Origin of the sequence: Microvenator marinus (assembly GCF_007993755.1) — a bacterium.
GTDB classification, from domain to species: Bacteria; Myxococcota_A; Bradymonadia; order Bradymonadales; family Bradymonadaceae; genus Allomicrovenator; species Allomicrovenator marinus.
Window position 1 is genome coordinate 4502717 of the sequence record NZ_CP042467.1, and the last position, 16150, is coordinate 4518866.

Sequence of the window (16150 nt, forward strand, 5' to 3'; positions counted from 1 at the left end):
CGCCACCACTAAGGAGTTCACCATGCCATTGCATCCAGCTATCGTCCACATTCCTGTCGCCCTCGCTCTACTTCTTCCGCTCTTGATTCCGATTGCGGGTTTTCTATGGTGGCGCGAGAAGAAGTCCCGCGCCCCGCTTTGGTTGGTGGCAATTCTCGCGGGAATCATGGGGGTTTCGACTTTTGCCGCCATGCAAACCGGCGAGGAGGACGAAGAGATCGTGGAGGAAGTCGTGAACCACGACGCCCTTGAGGCCCACGAGCATGCCGCTGAGAGATTTGCGTGGGTCGCCGGGGGTATCGCCGTCATCAGCGTGGGAACCTTGCTCGCTGCGAGCACAGGCGCCGCGATTCCCCTCATAGCGATTCTGTGGGTAGCGAGCGTTGCGGGCGCGTATCAGGCCTATGTGACGGGCCACGCAGGAGGGGAATTAGTCTACGTTCACAACGCTGCCTCAGCTCATACTCCGAGTCGGTAGATGTCTTAGTTAGCCAGCAAGAATTCGTCGACGGCCCCGATGTAGACATCCCAGGCTTCGAGCTGCGGAACGTGACCAACACCCTCAATCTCGACCAGCTTAGACTTGGGAATGGCGGCCGCTGCGGCACGGCCCAGTTCGGGGTAGTTCCCGAGTTTCTCCGCAACTTCGGGCGGAGCTAGAGCCTTGCCAATTGCGGTCTTGTCGCGTTGCCCGATGATCAAAAGCGTGGGCGACTCGACCTTCGGAAAGTCATGCACCACAGGTTGAGTGAAGACCATCACGGACGTCAATGCGCCGATCTTGCCCATAAGTTCTCGGTCGGGGCCCGTAGCCCAGCCCGCCTGAATGTCCAGAAGTGAGTCGTATTCGGGCTTCCAACTCCCGTCGAAATACGCATTCGACATATAGGTTTTGATAGATTCAGGCGACCTCTTGGCCTCGTTGGTCTCCCAGTCCTCAAGCGGAATCATCGGAACACCTCTTTGATGCCAATCTTCAAGTCCAATCGGATTGACCATGATGAGCTTCTGCGTTGTTTCCGGATAGCTGAGTGCAAAACGAGTGGCCAGCATACCACCCATCGAATGGCCCATGACGCTCGTTGATTTAACACCGAGTTCATCGAGCAAAGACTTCGTGATGCTCGCCATCAGCTCGAAGGAATACGTGATGGTTGTTGGCTTGGTCGACTTTCCGAACCCAACCTGGTCTGGCGCAATGACTCGCCAGCCCTCATCGAGCAGATGAGCCATCGTTTTTTCCCAGTACGCCCCTGAAAAGTTCTTGCCGTGGAGCAGGAGAACTACGCCTTTCGGGGTGGTCTGAGGCGACTCGTCCATATACGCGATTTCGAGTTCCTGGCCTTCGTGTTCGGCCTTAAACCACTTGACGGCATAAGGGTATTCATAAGTGCTCAGGCGCGCGTCGAGGCCCTTGGCAGGCGTTGTGCTCTCAGGCTTTTCCGCCGAAGTTTGCTGCTCAATCGGTGCGGTTTCGGTTGGCTCCGGAGTGCTTGCGCAGGCAACACTAAGCCCGAGAAGGGCGCTCAGAAATAGTACGTTCTTCATGATTCTTCCAAAATATTGATTAGCTCAAAAACACCAGATCAGACGCGCAATGGCATCCGACTCGCCATAAACAACGGCATTCTGCTCAAATTCCTTCCCGAGCATTTTTGCGCGTTCCTCGCTGATACCAAGGACCAGGAAACTGACCTCTTCCCAAGACCCATCAGAGGCTAATCCCAGCGCCTGAAAAATACTTTCATCGGGAAACTCCCTGCGAAGTGACTCGTCGAGGTGTTTCATTCGTTGCGCATTTTCCGCATCTGAAAGAGGTTCAGAATAGGGATTGCACGCCGTGACGATTGCCCAAGATTCCACTCGCTGGGCGTCCAGCCAATCCGCAAACCCCGCGTGAGCAACGCCAACCCTAAGATCAAAAGGAAGTGGGCACTCAACCCGATAGATGGCCTCGCTATACGATGTTTCCAGGGAGTTTGTGAGCCGACTCGTCCATGATTCAACTTCGCGTTTCTTGAGTCGTTTTCTTGCTGTTTCTCTCCACGATTCGGTGAGGAGTTCGAGCTCTGCCATCAACTCCAAGCCGTCAAAATCCTTAGTGTTGACATAGAGCAGGTCGATCAGGCGGCTGACGGGCCACTCAGGATGCGGGCGATCCACCAATTCCAGGCTTTGCCCTGTCTCTACCTCCCCGGTCTCTACTACGCGGTAATACCATCCGAGGCGCCCTGTCCGTTGTACCAAGAGAGGCATACGTTTCATGCCAAATCGGACCCCTAATTTCCAGCATGGCTGCCTTCCTTGGGACACCTGAATGACCGCACTACCAAGGCTAAATGTGTCGCCCACACAGACGTCTTCTTCGGTGAGCCCTAAGGTGCTGATATTTTCCCCGAACGCACCCGGAACCTTGAGGAATTCTTCGAGCTGAAGATATTCGGTACGCCACGTCTTGTAATGGTCGAACGCGTAGTGATGGAGCGCCTTTTCAAGACCACCATGATGTTTCAGGTCAGCTTGCCTATCCCCGACAAGTCCATCCATCTTGAGCTCAACGGGTCCAACTGCTTTCGACTTAAAAATGCCCGATTCCGTGCCATCTTGAAGCTTTGAAATACCCCCTTGGAGTATCTCTACTTTGTGCCCACTCATAACCGGATGTCCTCCAAAGTTTAGCGTGATTTCGGGTCAAAAATCGATTCGCCGAGTTGAATTGAGGCACGCAGCGCCTCATCGAGTGCCGCGCCATGAGACCAGTGGCGGCGAACTTCGTCAACGATTCGATCCGTGATGCCGCCAACATCTTCCTTCGCAGCACTCAGCCGTTCCCCTTCGGATTTGGAGGTCAAAAGAGTCTTTCGTAGTGCTGAAAGAACCTCGCCAAAAACCTCGCGACCAACACCAAACGCACTTCGCATCACAGCTTGCGTGGGGCTCATATCTACTGCTTCGCGCGCCCGAATAATCACGGCGCGAAGCCTCTTGATTGTAGGAGGATCTCCGCGCTGAAGAAGTTCTTGCGGCACGTAGCCTGCCTCGAGTGCACGTGCCAAAAGCCAGCCCTCGTGGAAAATGGAAGCTGCCACGTCCGCACAGCTCTTGATTGCGAGAAAGTACACAACCTTCGTGATAAGTTTTTTTATGGGCCAGAAAACAATTTTCTTCAGGGCCGCTGACATGAGCTTGGAGGGAGACTCAGCGAGCGTTTTGGTATTTCCATCGGACAAGGTCAGGCCATTCAACTCAAAGAGTTCACGGTTCAGACGCCTGTGAATTCGCTCGATGATCAAATCGTCGACAAACGGAACAGGAATAAGCGGACAAAGGCCTGCCAACGCGCTGTGAATCGCAACCGATTTAAGCGCGGCATCAGAGATTTGAACTTCAGTTTTCTCAACCATCTAAGGCTCATAAACGGGTTACCCCGCCATGATGCCACCGTCTGCCTCGATTGTCGCGCCCGTTATAAAGCTCGCCTCGTCCGAACATAGCCAGGTCACCACGGTCGCGATTTCGTCAGGAGTGCCCATGCGTTTGATGGGGTTCATTTGAGCAAACGCCTCCAGAGTTGCCGGGTCGTTGTGGGCCGCACGACGCACCATTTCCGTATCCACCACGCCAGGGCAAACCGCATTCACTCGTATCTTGCTTGTTGCGTAGTCGAGTGCAGCAGACTTGGTCAATCCAATCACAGCGTGTTTTGACGCTACGTAGATCGACGAGCCTGGAAGGCCCTTTAGGCCGGCGATGGAGCTGTTGTTGACGATCACACCACCACCCTGTTTGAGCATTTGCTCCACTTGGAATTTCATTCCCAGGTAGACGCCTCGAATATTGATCGAGAAGAGCTTGTCTACGTCTTGGGTCTCCGTCAGATGCAGTGCGCCCATCGCGCCTTCCCAGCCTGCGTTATTGAACGCGAAATCGAGGCGGCCAAAACGCTCCACACAGCCGTCTACGGCTGCCTTCAGCTCCGTCTCGTTGCTTACATCGGCCTTGAAGAAGTATGCCTCACCGCCGTTCCCGACGATCTCTTTGGCTACAGCGCTTCCAGCCTCTTGGTCTACGTCAACAATCGCGATACGCGCGCCAAACTTGGCAAAACGGCGAGCGGTGGCCGCGCCGATGCCTTTCGAGCCGCCCGTAATGAAGGCTACCTTTCCGTTAAAATCATTCATGTGTTCTCCTTGTGTTGTTTGTCTTGAGTGAGGCGGCGAGTTACGCCCACCACACTGTCTGGGTTGAGAGAGATTGAATCGATCCCAAGCCCAACCAGAAACTCTGCGAACTCCGGATGGTCGCTTGGCGCTTGGCCACAAATACCGACGCTGACTCCGTTCGAATGGGCAACGCGGATAAGGTCAGTAATCGCCCGTTTGACCGCATCATTACGCTCGTCAAAAATCTCGGCCAGAGCGCCGTTGTCTCGGTCGATGCCGAGAATGAGCTGGGTGAGGTCATTCGAGCCGATCGAAAAACCATCGAATCGCTTTGAAAACTCGTCGGCCAGGATGATATTTGAGGGAATCTCTGCCATCACATAAACCTTCAACCCGTTCTTCCCCCGCTCAAGTCCGAACTCGCGCATGGTTTCGAGCACGCTGTCGGCCTCCTGGAGCGTGCGGCAAAAAGGAATCATGACGATGACGTTTTCAAACCCAAACTCGTCGCGGACCCGTCTCAGCGCCTCACATTCGAGACCAAATCCCGGCCGGTACGTTTCCGAGTAATATCGTGACGCTCCACGAAAGCCGATCATGGGGTTTTCTTCGTGAGGCTCAAACTGCCGGCCGCCGACTAGATCGGCATACTCATTGGTCTTGAAATCACTGGTCCTCACAACCACCGGCTCTGGGTATTGAGCGGCCGCAATCTTAGCCACGGCGGTGGCAAGCTTTTCGATGAAGTATTCGGTCTTAGACTCCCAGCCCGCCGTAATGGCGTCAATTTTGGCGACAGCTTCTTCGTCTTTGAGGTTTGGGTAGTTCAGCAGCGCCATTGGATGAACTTGGATTTGGTGCTCGATCACGAACTCAAGTCGCGCAAGTCCGATTCCCCGCGTAGGGAGTTGCCAGAAGCTCAGCGCCGCGTCCGGGTCTGCCACGTTTAGCATGATTCGAGTCGGAGGCTCTTTGAGGTCCGTGAGATCGAGCTCCGTGCGGGTGAATGGCACTTCTCCGGCATATACCGTGCCGGAGTGCCCCTGTGCACTGGAAATGGTAATCGTGGCTCCGTCCTGAATTCGGCGAGTACCATCAATGGTCCCAACTACCGCGGCGATATCGAGCTCTCGGCTCACGATAGCCGCATGAGACGTACGCCCGCCGTAGTCCGTTACAATGCCCGCAGCCCGCTTCATGATCGGCATCCAATCTGGGTCGGTAATTTTGGCCACCAGAATGCCACCGTCCTCGAATCGGTCCGCCTCGTCCATGGACTCCAACACAAAGGCTTTTCCCGTCGCGATCTTGGAGCCAACTGCCACGCCCTCTACTAACACATCACCGGTGCCGCTCAGCGCATAAGTTGCGGGCACATGACCCTTGGAGTGCCCGTGCACGGTTTCAGGCCGTGCCTGCAGTATCCAGAGCTCGTTGCTCAAGCCGTCTGTCGCCCATTCGATATCCATGGGCTTGCCGTAATGTTCTTCGATGATCGTGCACCACTTGGCGAGCTCCAAAACGTGCTCATCGCTAAGACTCCAGCGCCGGCGCTCGGCTTCGCTGGTTTCAAGGTCGAGCGTGCCCGTCGGGCCATAGACGAGTTTTCGGGCTTTATCGCCAAGGCGTTTGTCCAGAATCGGTCGGGCCCCAGGCTTTCCCAACAACGGTTTGAACACCCTCCATTCGTCCGGATTGACGACCCCTTTGACCACGTATTCGCCGAGTCCAAATGCGCCGTTGATGAGCACGATGCCTGGAAAGCCCGTCTCCGAGTCCAACGTGAACGCCACGCCCGAAGAGCCCTTGTCCGAACGAATCATGCGCTGCACCGCCACCGAGAGAGCCACACTCTCATGGTCGAACCCATTATGAACTCGGTAGGTAATCGCGCGGTCGGTGAAGAGCGATGCAAAACACGCGCGGACCGCCTCGAGAAGCTCCTCGATGCCGACCACGTTCAAGTAGGTCTCTTGTTGGCCCGCAAAGCTTGCGTCGGGGAGGTCCTCGGCCGTCGCACTCGATCGAACAGCGACCGAGGCGTCAGAGCCAGAACCCATCGCTGTGTAGGCCGTTTTGATGGCTGCTACCAACGCTTCAGGCAGAGTTGCGGCGTTGATTAAGTTACGAATATTGGCGCCAATTTTTTGAAGATCTCCACCTTCCTCTAGGGCGTCGAGATCGGCCGAAATCTGCGGCCAGAGGTCGTTCTCGGCGATGAAATTTCGGTAGGCTGTGGCAGTGACCGCAAAGCCGTCGGGCACGCGCACACCAAGCGCGGTCAGGGAGTGCAACATCTCACCTAGCGACGCATTTTTTCCGCCGACGAGTCCGATGTCAGAAATTCCGACTTCACTAAAGTTCAATACGAGTTTGTCTTCACGAGGCATCATGCTCCATCCTTTGCGATTTCAAGCATTCAAAGAGCATCAAGTGTGCCAAACGAAAAGTTGACGCATTTCCTCGGGCTTTGAGGCACGACCCTCTGCAATGTGACGAAAAATTTACGTCTTTTGGCTCGCCCGTGAGGAATTTGCGCTTCGCTTGGGCGCTCATCACGCATCGACAACTCAAAATCGTTCATGATAAGCATGGGGCCTGATGTGCACGAATTGTCCGCGCAAACGAGGAGGACTCGGATGGGGCTTTTAAAGACCATTGGAGCGCTATATCTAAAGGCTGCTGGTTGGGAGGCCGTCGGGGAGGTTCCCGAAGGCAAGTATATCGTGGTGGCCGCGCCTCACACGTCGAATTGGGATCTGCCCTACACACTCGCGGTCGCGTGGGTGCTCGGCGTCAAGATTCACTGGCTAGGTAAACACACGCTTTTTGAAGGGCCTTTTGGGCCGTTCATGAAGGCGCTTCGAGGTGTGCCGATTGATCGTAGGTCCAGCAATAACGCCACCAAAAGCGTGGCGAACTGGATTCAAGAACAAAAAGGCGACGTGGTGCTTGCGGTAGCTGTTGAGGGGACCCGCTCCAAGAAAGAATTCTGGAAAAGCGGGTTTTTCTACATCGCAAAAGAGGCTAATGTTCCGTTACTCCTCGGGTTCTTAGACTATAAAAATAAACGTGGTGGTTTTGGACCCGTGCTTCAACCCACGGAGCATCCAAGGGAGCTGATGGATCAAATGCGCGCCTTCTACGACGGTATTGAAGGCAAGAGGCATGAAAACACCACGCCCGTGAGACTGCGCGAAGAGGTTACGGATGTTTGATTTGCTCGACAAAGACGTCAATTACGTTGGCGGAGGAATCTCCCTTCGAGCAGTAGAAGATACGATCCAGTTCGAACGTTCCAAGCAGGATCAGCAGATCGATCACCTCGCGCATCTGCGCGCCCAGAACGACGATCTCCAAAGCTCTCTCGCGATCGAGATGAAGCGGCTGCGCGAACTATCTACCGAGCTGCAAAAGAGCAGGGCTGGTGAGGCTTCAAAACTCGCCGAGATGTTCGCATGGCTTCCATGGGTCAAGAGTCCAAAGCAGACACGTCAATCTGTTGAGGAATTACTGCGCCGTCAGTACGAGCTGAGTTCCATGCGCCTTCGTCAGGCGGCTGATTTTGCTGACCGCCTTGAGGGAGCCCTCGTCGATCTTTACGACGAGATAGATAGGCTGAATCGAAAGATCATCGAGTCCGCCAAGAATGAGGAAATGGCCGCGGAACACGTGGCCAATTTGCGCGACCTGAAGATTGCCATCGAGCATGAACTCGCGATGGCTGAGCCTTCAAGCGCGGCCGAGCGGCAGCTCACTTCTCAGCTCGACCGAACAAGGCGCCTGCTCGCCGAACACACCACCAAACTCAAACTCTATTCTACGGCCGAAGAGAGACTCGAGAAGCTCAAACACAGCACGCGGCTCCTCGCTGAGACCATCTCGCACCTTCAATCCGACATCACGCGTTACGTGACCGCGGCGAGCGAGAAATTGGACCTGATTGCAGGGCAAATTCAGGCGATCGGGGCCGCTGCGGATGCCGCAAATGTCATGCTTGAGCTCAAACATTCGCTCGACGCAATGACGGAGTCCCTCAATTATACCACGCGCTTTGTGGCCGATACCCAAGAGTACTTCCGCGATAACGTGGATTCGATGGTCAACGATCTTGAGCTCTTCGACTCGGAGACCGAGCGCGTCTTGACCAAGAACAATCTCTACAACGAGTCCCTAGACGACCTTGACGTGGAAGATGCCCTTGCGGGCGTGCTCGCCCAGAAGATCGACGCACTCGGCGTTTCCGAAGAGGAGGTCATGTTGGAATTCCCAGAAACGCAGAAGGTCGATGGTCGATGAATCCGAACTGATACATGGAACCAAGGTTCCAAGTGTGGTGCTGAGAGGGGCGGAGGAAGAGGCCCATATCGACTTGCTGGTACGTTCGTTGCGCGGTGCACGCCTAAACGCTCATTTCCCGGACGTAAGGGCCATGATCTCGCACCTGCAGGTCTTGTCGCCCAAGGTACATCAAGGGGTTTACGATGGACTTGAGGTTGACGTCCGAACGGGTCTTCCGACCTACAAAGAGTGGACCCGCGCTCAAACCGATGTGCGACTCGCCGCCAATCAACTCAAGCAGTTTTCCTCTCGTGCGGAACTCGCAAAAAGGGCTGAAGGCCACCGGGACGGCCCGCACGTGCGGCAGTTGAAGCGTTATGATTATTACAACGCGATCCAAAACTCGCAGCTCGTACCGCTCGGCGAAATGCACGTGAAGCTAAGACGTGTGGACCCTCAAACTTCGACCGCCCACTTTCACGTTGTCTTGGATAAACTCGATGCCTCTGGTGTTTTCGTCAGATACGCCATCGATGTGGCTCAAAGGCGGGACTCCGTCGAGACCATCGCCACGGTCGACCCCGGTGATATGGCAAACCACACCAGGGACTTCCAAGCGCTCATCTACCAGTTCACGTCATTGGATTCGGAGTTCACCTTCATCAAGCTCGCGTCTATGGCCGGCCTTGTAGTGGAGCGGGTTATCAAGGGCGTGGTTGGCCCAGTATTCACGCCTCAAACCCAGACTCCTTCGGGCTGGGAGTCAGCCGCGAATCCCTTTCTGGCTACGTTCTCGCAAGATATGGCCGCCATTGATGTGCTTGAGTACAAAAACAACGACCCGCTCGCGGATGTGCTCGCGGCGAAACAAGAAACCACCGGTCAGGCCTATGCAAAAATGCGCGAGTCGCTGGGGTATCAGGTCTTTAAAGATCGAAAATTTGTGGTCGAACGAGTGGCACTAAACGACTTGAGGAAGTTTCTTCAAGAACGTGGGGCTATGAATATCGTTTACGGCGTTTAGGAGAGAAAATGGACCAGCTTAGAGCGCAAGCCGATGCCGTTGTGGCCAACCTTGTCACGCAGTTCGCGGACCCTTTTGATGCCCTGCGTGAACTCTGCCAAAACAGCATTGATGCGGGTACTTCGCGGATCGAAGTTTGGACCAGTTTTGAAGGCGCGCCTGGCAAGCCCGGCGTCATCGAAATCCATGTCGATGATTTCGGCGAGGGCATGGATGAGGCGATCATCGACAACCAATTTACGAGGTTGTTTGCGTCTACCAAGGACAAAGATTTTACCAAGATCGGCAAGTTCGGAATTGGCTTTGTTTCAGTCTTCGCGTTGAAGCCGAAGGCCGTGCTCGTCCACACTGGGCGCGGTGGAGAGTACTGGGAAGTCCTTTTCGACCACGAGCTCAATATCCACAAGTCCACGCTCAACGTACCGGTCGAAGGCACCCAGATTACGATTTTTCTAGAGGGTGACCAGAACCGCTATCAAGAGGTTGTCAAGCGCTCCTTTGACTCATTGAAAAAATGGTGTGTCCACGCAGAGACCGAGATTTGGTTTGAAGATCGAAGCTCCAAAACGGTGAAACAACCGGTTGAAATCACCGAAGCCTGGGGCTTGCCAGGGCGCTCGTTTCACTACGCGACCGAAGGCACCGAAGCCGTTTTAGCCTTCTCAGACGCCCCAAGATATTCGTTCTATAACCGGGGCCTCACGCTCGCCTACGCGGAGTCGCCAGCAGGTCTCTTACCAACCCGAATTGAGCCACATTTTGCTCATATTTCCGTGAAGATGAAGTCGCGCTATCTCGAGCACACGCTTTCGCGCGATACCATCGTCAAAGACGTCTATTATGAGTCGGCGATGAGCATTCTTCAGCGAGCGCGGCTGGATATGTTTGCCGAGCTGGTCAAGGACGTGGTTGAGCTAGTCAAAGAGCCTACTTGGAACCTCGATCATATGCTCGAATATTGCTCTTTGATGGAGCAGCTTTCCCTGGCACCGGATATCGAGAGCTTTAACCTACTCAACGCGCGCATTTTTAGGACCCACGGAGGAAAGGGAGTCACACCGATGGATCTCCTCGAGATGTACGAGTCTAAGGGGCGTGTACTCATCTCGCCGGATTTGACGTCGTTTGTGGAGAATGTTGGGAAAGACGAGGTCATTCTAGGGGCATCACAGCTCCACCACGCGCAAAACCCCCTGCGCGTTATCCAAACCATCGCGCCACGAGTGATGGTGCTCGCGTACAAAGAAAGCCTTGTCGGTAGGGTTGTCCAGTACTTCTGGCCGCGCAACGAAGCGATGACAAAGTCCATCAAGTTGCCCGAAAGTGTGTTTGTTTCCATCGAAGTTGTTGAGGCCGACCTGATCGCACGCAAAATGCTCGACGATGTGCTCTCGCTCACTCAAACAGCAGGGCTTAGGTTCAAACGCATCGAACTCTTCCGGCCGACAACCGAGCATTCGCCATTCTTCGTTGTGGCTGAGAAATTAGCCACGCTCATGGAGAGGCCAAGTGCTGGAGCCGTGATGAAGGAATTGGCTGTCAACGAATTGCATCCCCACTTTCAGCGCCTCAAGAAGCTCTACAACACCCATCCCGATGTGGCGGTGTTTTGCTTAGCGCGGGCGCTCTTGATTGATGACAGTGGTGCCGGGATTCACGCATTCAACTCTACACTAAAAGGCGATCCAAGTACGGCTATCCTAGAAGAAATCATGAAGAGGGCCTCATGAGCAGTATCGACGACGTCATTGCGCGCAGCCGGCAACCCGGCCAGTTTAAAGAAGTTCGGCGCTTTACCGTGGCGCGTTCTGAGGCCATGCAGAAGATGCGTAAGTTCGCACTGGCGGACCCGAACTTCTACATACTCGAGCTTGTCCAGGCTGCTGTCGCCAACGGAGCGGTTTATGTGGACATCAGTGCGTCTCAACGAGATGTCACACTCTCCTATATCGGTGGTGGCTTTAAACGCGAAGAGCTAGAAGACCTCTTCGAATTCCTCTTCGCCGCGAAGTCCGATGTCGACGTCGCTGACGTCCGACAGCTGGCCCTCGGTATAAACGCCATTATCGGCGCGAATCCTAAGGAGATTGTCATTGAGAGTGGCGCTGGAACGCTCGAAACCACGCACCGTGTCGAGATTTTGGACCAGGGTAAACACGTGCAAATGGGCATGCCTGACAAACCGCTCGACGGAACGTTTATCAGCATCAAGGGTATCGACCGTTACAAGTTGAACTCAGCAGGTGCCCAGAAGGAAGAAAGTGTCCTGATGGAGCGCTGCATCATGGCGCCGATCCCCATCATCTACAATAATGACCCCATCTTCGGGACCGCCTCGATCCGACATCCAACGCTCTTTGGATTCACCAAGACCCTGAAAGTGGATGAGGGAGATCTCTACGGAACTATCGGTATTCCGAACTCCAATCAGAGTGCACATTTCCGCCTCGTGACTCATGGCGTTTGGGTCCAGTCCATGCCCTATGACCACAACGGCCAGCGTATGGGTGGTGCGCTTTCGTTTGAACGACTTAGGAAGTCTGCTGACCACTCCTCGATCGTTCAGGACGAGGCCCTCGGAGAGATGTGGTTTCGTCTGCAGCCTTATTTTGAGCAACTCATCACCGGAGTTCGAAAAGAAAGCAAACTTGCGGCGTATGATCTGAAAGGAAACGAGCTCGACCTCAAAGAGATTCGTAACGTTCTGCGCGACCATAAAAGCGTTGTGGTCAGCTCGCCCGAGATTACTGACGAACAAGGGCTTCATGCGCAGCGGATGGCCGAAGCCATCGGGGCACCGCTCATCCTCGTCGCCTCTCAGGACCTCGCCACGTTCAGACAGCTCTTCCCCTCGTATCATCTGGTCTTCCCGCAGTTCACTGCAGATGAGCTCAAACTCTTCTCCAAAGCAGAATGGCAAGCCCCTGCGCAGCCATGGCTCGCTGCACCAGAAACTCTTCCGCCCATCACGGCAAAGCACCCGAGCCTCGCAGGATTCGTCGAGTTCGTCGAAGCCATGCCTCAGGATTTTGAAATCCGACTCGAGGCATTCTTCCCGAACCAAAAGCCGCGTACGGAGTCCGGGATTGGCGTAGAGATCGTGGTTGCTAACAGGCGTATCTACTCCGGTCTGGTTCATTCGAATCTCGCCGGCGCACACGTGGTCATCCACGTCCCGATCCCCGTTTCATCCTCTCTCAGTGCGACGCAAATCTTTGGAAAGCGGGCAACCCAGACGGATCCCGAAGACTTCGTCAATCAGGTCATCTTGGGGGTTGAACAATCTTTGGAACGGGTCCTGCTCAAGACCGTTAATACCATTGAGGATTTTGAGTCTGACCAGGCCCGAACGCTGCTCCAGAGCGTGATGCAGGGGCGGATCATCACCGAAGTGGATGAAAAGGGGATTCTGGGCTTTAGAGTGGTGTCCAATGTACTTCGACACGATCTCGTCGAGAAACCTCTCTTTCGGACCCTAAAAGGGGAGTTGCGCTCGTTGAACGATCTTGCAAAGAACCTGAATCGCTTCGGCGCGATTTACGGAGTCAACACCGCGATTGAACCCGATCTCGAAGGCATCGATTCGTCTCATGTACTCGAACTCCACGAGTTCGAAGAGATCGCCCTGATCCAGATGATTGGATACACCGCATACGTGCGAGTCGATGCGCGTGACGTACTGGTGGAACATAAGGGGGCTCAGGTCAGGGATTGGGCATTTGGCATTCGAGAGTTCTCTGACAGCACTTTGCTGATAGAGAGCTACTTCCCGCCAGAAGACCACGATATGATGGCGCGCAAGATCTGCGAAGATTGGTATGAGAATCATCAAGACCCTGAGATGCGGAGGCATGCGCATCGGCATCTCGTGCACTACCTCACGGAGCTCATGAAGTCCGGAGGCGGTGCGCCGCAATGGCTTCTGGAGCTGAGGCTCTTCCCAACGAATCAGGGGCTTGTTTCTATGAAGACCATCATGGAAGAGGCTCCGGTTGTGATGATGGATGGGTGGCCCTCGGATTTGGTCGCTTTGGATACCGACCCGGTAAACGCGCCTAGAGAGGCGAAAATCGGAGAGCTCAAACCGAAAGAGCCACTCACTCTCAAACTTCATCCTGTGGCTGCCCGCGCGTTGCATGAATTGGAGCTCGTCAGACCCCTCAACGTCACCACCAAAGAGGTGGATTTCCTTGCCGCTGAGCTCTCGCCTGACCTCGCTCTTGTGCACCGAATTCAAAATGCTGCCCTCGATGCGACCCTCGGCATTCAGCTCGAAGGGCAGGGCGATGTGCAAGTCATGCTGATGAAGGAGCGCGAAGTCCACCACTTGCCCCAGCTTGCGCGGAACGCTGGCGTGAGTGGCGTGGTGAAGGTCGACGACTTGAGTATTGTCGGTTCGGTTCGCGAACTCGAAGGGTGGCTCTTTGACCAAGTTGGCATCTTCTACCATCAGCTCGTTCGGCAGGTTCTAAGTGGTGTAGCCACAGGTGAGCGGCGAAATCTGATTCTCAAAGCGCTCATGCAGTACGCGGCGCGGCACGTCATGTTGATGGAAGAAACCTCTGGCTTTGTGGTCCGATGCACAGATGTCGTTGCGAATCAGGTTATCTCTCTGCCTATCGTTGAGACCGAAGGGGGGCTAACCACCGTGCGTCAGGTTCTTCAAGGCTACCTCAAGGCGACAGCCACTCAGAAGTATGAAACTTGGGTTGCGCCCTGGTTGGAATCCACCAATGTGGACACAAAGAAGTTCTTGAAGCAAGCGTGTACGCAGGGCGCCATCATTCGGCCTCCGTCAAGAGCGGCCAAGAGCACTCTGGACTATACGCAACCTCTTGAAGACTGGCTCAATCAAGGCCTCAAGGCCCTCTCGCCCAGCCAAACCAAGATTTTTTGTCGTCTCAAGGACAATGTGCAACCTCTGGTTCAACTGGAGTTGATTGCGCTGCAGTCGGTAAGTGCCGAGGTCAATGTGAATCATCCACTTGTACAGCGTGCGTTGCATTCTTCGGACGCCCGAAACCTCCTTCTCGTCGCCATTTACGGCACGGTCAACTCGTATTTTCAAGAGGTTACGGACCAACACGAACTCGAGTTCCAGGCCGCTTTGGCAGAGCTTCTGAGCAAGCAATAATCAGCGTTGCCCCAAAAATTGACCCTTCGTTTGAATCTTTGTTGACAGGGCCATCTTCCGTATTTATAACGCCCATCCCTCGTGGGGTTGCGCAGGTAGCTCAGTAGGTAGAGCACGGCCCTGAAAAGGCCGGTGTCGGCGGTTCGAGCCCGCCCCTGCGCATAGAAAAAAACCGGTCTTTTGACCGGTTTTTTTGTTTCTTGGGCGCTCGTATACAAGTCGAAAGTTTTGGGTTATCAACGCGTTGAAGATTAAAAACTACTGCGAACTGCTCTGGAGGACATGATGAGTCGACTGATGGTTTTGCTCGTTTCGTGCGGGCTACTTGTTGGATGCGAAAAGAAGGCCGAGGAAGCCGCAAACACTGAGGCTCCAAAGGTTGAGGCACCCGAGATCAAAACGGACAAAGGTGTGGATCTCGAGAAGAAGGTAATCAAACTCGGCGCCCTCAACGACGAAAGCGGACCAGCGGCCGCAATCGGAAAACCCTACGCACTCGGAAAGCGCATCCTGGCTGAGCAAGTCAATGCCGGAGGCTCCGGACTTCTCCCTGAAGGTTGGACCATTGAGCTCGTCGAGCGCGACCACGGCTACAACCCTCAAAAGTCGGTGCAGGCGTACAACGAGATCAAAGAAGACGTCCTCTACATCACCACGAGCTTTGGTACCCCAAACACGCTTCCGCTCCTCAAGAGCCTTGAGCGTGACACCATGATCGCTCAGCCCGCCTCGCTCTCCTCAAAAATGGCCGAGAACAAGCTCACCCCGCCAGCCGGGCCCGCCTATATTTTTGAGGCTATGCGCGGCATGGATCATGCCGTGCGAATGGCGGGCGGTGCCGATAAAGTCAAAGCGGGAATCGTCTACCAACAAGATGATTACGGCCAAGACGGAATCCATGGCTGGGAAGCAGCAGCCGAAGCCCACGGGGTCGAGGTCGTGTCCAAACAAACCATCGCGCCTGGCCAAAAGGACTTCGCCGCTGTCGTAAGCGCGCTCAAAGATGCCGGCGCCACACACGTCCTCTTGACGGTCTTGCCATCGGCAACCGGGCCAATCCTCGGGACCGCTGCGCAGCTCCAATACGCCCCAGTCTTCTACGGTTCGACCCCAAGTTGGACGGACCGTTTCTTTGAGCCCGAAGTGATTCCAGGCGCGGTCTTCGCGAACTTCTACCTGCTCTCGGGCCTGCCGTATTGGGGCGAGGACCTTCCCGGAATGAAGCCTTTCCTCGAGGCCTATGAAAAGTACGGCAAAGAGAAATCAGGCCCAGATTCCTACATTCTGCTTTCCTATATCCAAGGCCTTCAGGGCCTCGAAGCCATCAAGAAAGCCATCGAGGCAAAAGATCTGACCCGTGAAGGCGTCGTGAGCCAGCTTAACTCGATGGATGCCTTCAACGCACAAGGTCTTATCGAGCCGATGAACCTCACAAAGGTCCCTTACATCGTCTCGACCAAGACCCGACTGCTCAAGCCAAAGATGGAAGAGAAGTCCTGGGAGGTTGTAGACGCGTACGAGGCTCCCGAGAAGTACACCGCCGAGTAA

12 protein-coding genes, 1 tRNA gene and 1 pseudogene are annotated in these 16150 nt (G+C 54.8%); 8 read left to right on the forward strand and 6 right to left on the reverse strand.

Annotated elements, in window-relative coordinates; translation table 11 throughout:
* Window positions 1-22 precede the first annotated feature (22 nt).
* Window positions 23-478, forward strand: coding sequence for a DUF2231 domain-containing protein (locus FRD01_RS18510; protein ID WP_146962387.1), 456 nt, complete (start codon window positions 23-25; stop codon window positions 476-478).
* 5 nt (window positions 479-483) lie between these two features.
* On the opposite strand, the gene FRD01_RS18515 is transcribed toward FRD01_RS18510, so the two are convergent.
* The 6 genes and pseudogenes from FRD01_RS18515 to ppsA all read right to left on the reverse strand — a co-directional run bounded on the left by FRD01_RS18515 (window position 484) and on the right by ppsA (window position 6556).
* Window positions 484-1548, reverse strand: a complete 1065-nt coding sequence (locus FRD01_RS18515; RefSeq protein ID WP_146962390.1) for an alpha/beta fold hydrolase — start codon at window positions 1546-1548, stop codon at window positions 484-486.
* Window positions 1549-1572: 24 nt separating this feature from the next.
* Window positions 1573-1863: a DUF3293 domain-containing protein gene (locus FRD01_RS25025; protein ID WP_430700863.1), complete on the reverse strand. Its 291-nt coding sequence runs from the start codon at window positions 1861-1863 to the stop codon at window positions 1573-1575.
* Between the two features lie 120 nt (window positions 1864-1983).
* A pseudogene (locus FRD01_RS25030) lies at window positions 1984-2655 on the reverse strand (MOSC domain-containing protein); the annotation flags it as partial.
* Window positions 2656-2675: 20 nt separating this feature from the next.
* Entirely contained in the window at window positions 2676-3404 is a 729-nt protein-coding gene (locus FRD01_RS18525; protein WP_146962395.1) for a hypothetical protein, read from the reverse strand.
* A gap of 18 nt (window positions 3405-3422) precedes the next feature.
* A complete protein-coding gene (locus FRD01_RS18530) occupies window positions 3423-4181 on the reverse strand; it encodes a glucose 1-dehydrogenase (RefSeq protein ID WP_146962398.1) in 759 nt (252 codons plus the stop codon).
* Window positions 4178-6556, reverse strand: a complete 2379-nt coding sequence (gene ppsA / locus FRD01_RS18535; protein ID WP_249755736.1) for a phosphoenolpyruvate synthase — start codon at window positions 6554-6556, stop codon at window positions 4178-4180. The genes FRD01_RS18530 and ppsA overlap by 4 nt, the downstream gene beginning before the upstream one ends.
* Before the next feature lie 246 nt (window positions 6557-6802).
* On the opposite strand from ppsA, the gene FRD01_RS18540 reads away from it, so the two are divergent.
* From FRD01_RS18540 to FRD01_RS18570, 7 genes are all read left to right on the forward strand, one after another.
* Window positions 6803-7381, forward strand: coding sequence for a 1-acyl-sn-glycerol-3-phosphate acyltransferase (locus FRD01_RS18540; protein WP_146962400.1), 579 nt, complete (start codon window positions 6803-6805; stop codon window positions 7379-7381).
* Window positions 7374-8462: a coiled-coil domain-containing protein gene (locus tag FRD01_RS18545; RefSeq protein WP_146962403.1), complete on the forward strand. Its 1089-nt coding sequence runs from the start codon at window positions 7374-7376 to the stop codon at window positions 8460-8462. The genes FRD01_RS18540 and FRD01_RS18545 overlap by 8 nt, the downstream gene beginning before the upstream one ends.
* The gene (locus FRD01_RS18550; RefSeq protein ID WP_146962405.1) at window positions 8452-9468 is read left to right on the forward strand and encodes a hypothetical protein; all 1017 of its coding nucleotides are present in this window, start codon (window positions 8452-8454) and stop codon (window positions 9466-9468) included. Before FRD01_RS18545 ends, FRD01_RS18550 begins: the two co-directional genes overlap by 11 nt.
* 8 nt (window positions 9469-9476) lie before the next feature.
* Window positions 9477-11198: an ATP-binding protein gene (locus FRD01_RS18555; RefSeq protein ID WP_146962407.1), complete on the forward strand. Its 1722-nt coding sequence runs from the start codon at window positions 9477-9479 to the stop codon at window positions 11196-11198.
* Window positions 11195-14602, forward strand: a complete 3408-nt coding sequence (locus FRD01_RS18560; RefSeq protein WP_146962409.1) for a hypothetical protein — start codon at window positions 11195-11197, stop codon at window positions 14600-14602. The genes FRD01_RS18555 and FRD01_RS18560 overlap by 4 nt, the downstream gene beginning before the upstream one ends.
* 89 nt (window positions 14603-14691) lie before the next feature.
* Window positions 14692-14764 (forward strand) — tRNA-Phe (locus tag FRD01_RS18565).
* A 123-nt stretch (window positions 14765-14887) separates the two neighbouring features.
* A complete protein-coding gene (locus tag FRD01_RS18570; RefSeq protein ID WP_249755737.1) occupies window positions 14888-16150 on the forward strand; it encodes an ABC transporter substrate-binding protein in 1263 nt (420 codons plus the stop codon).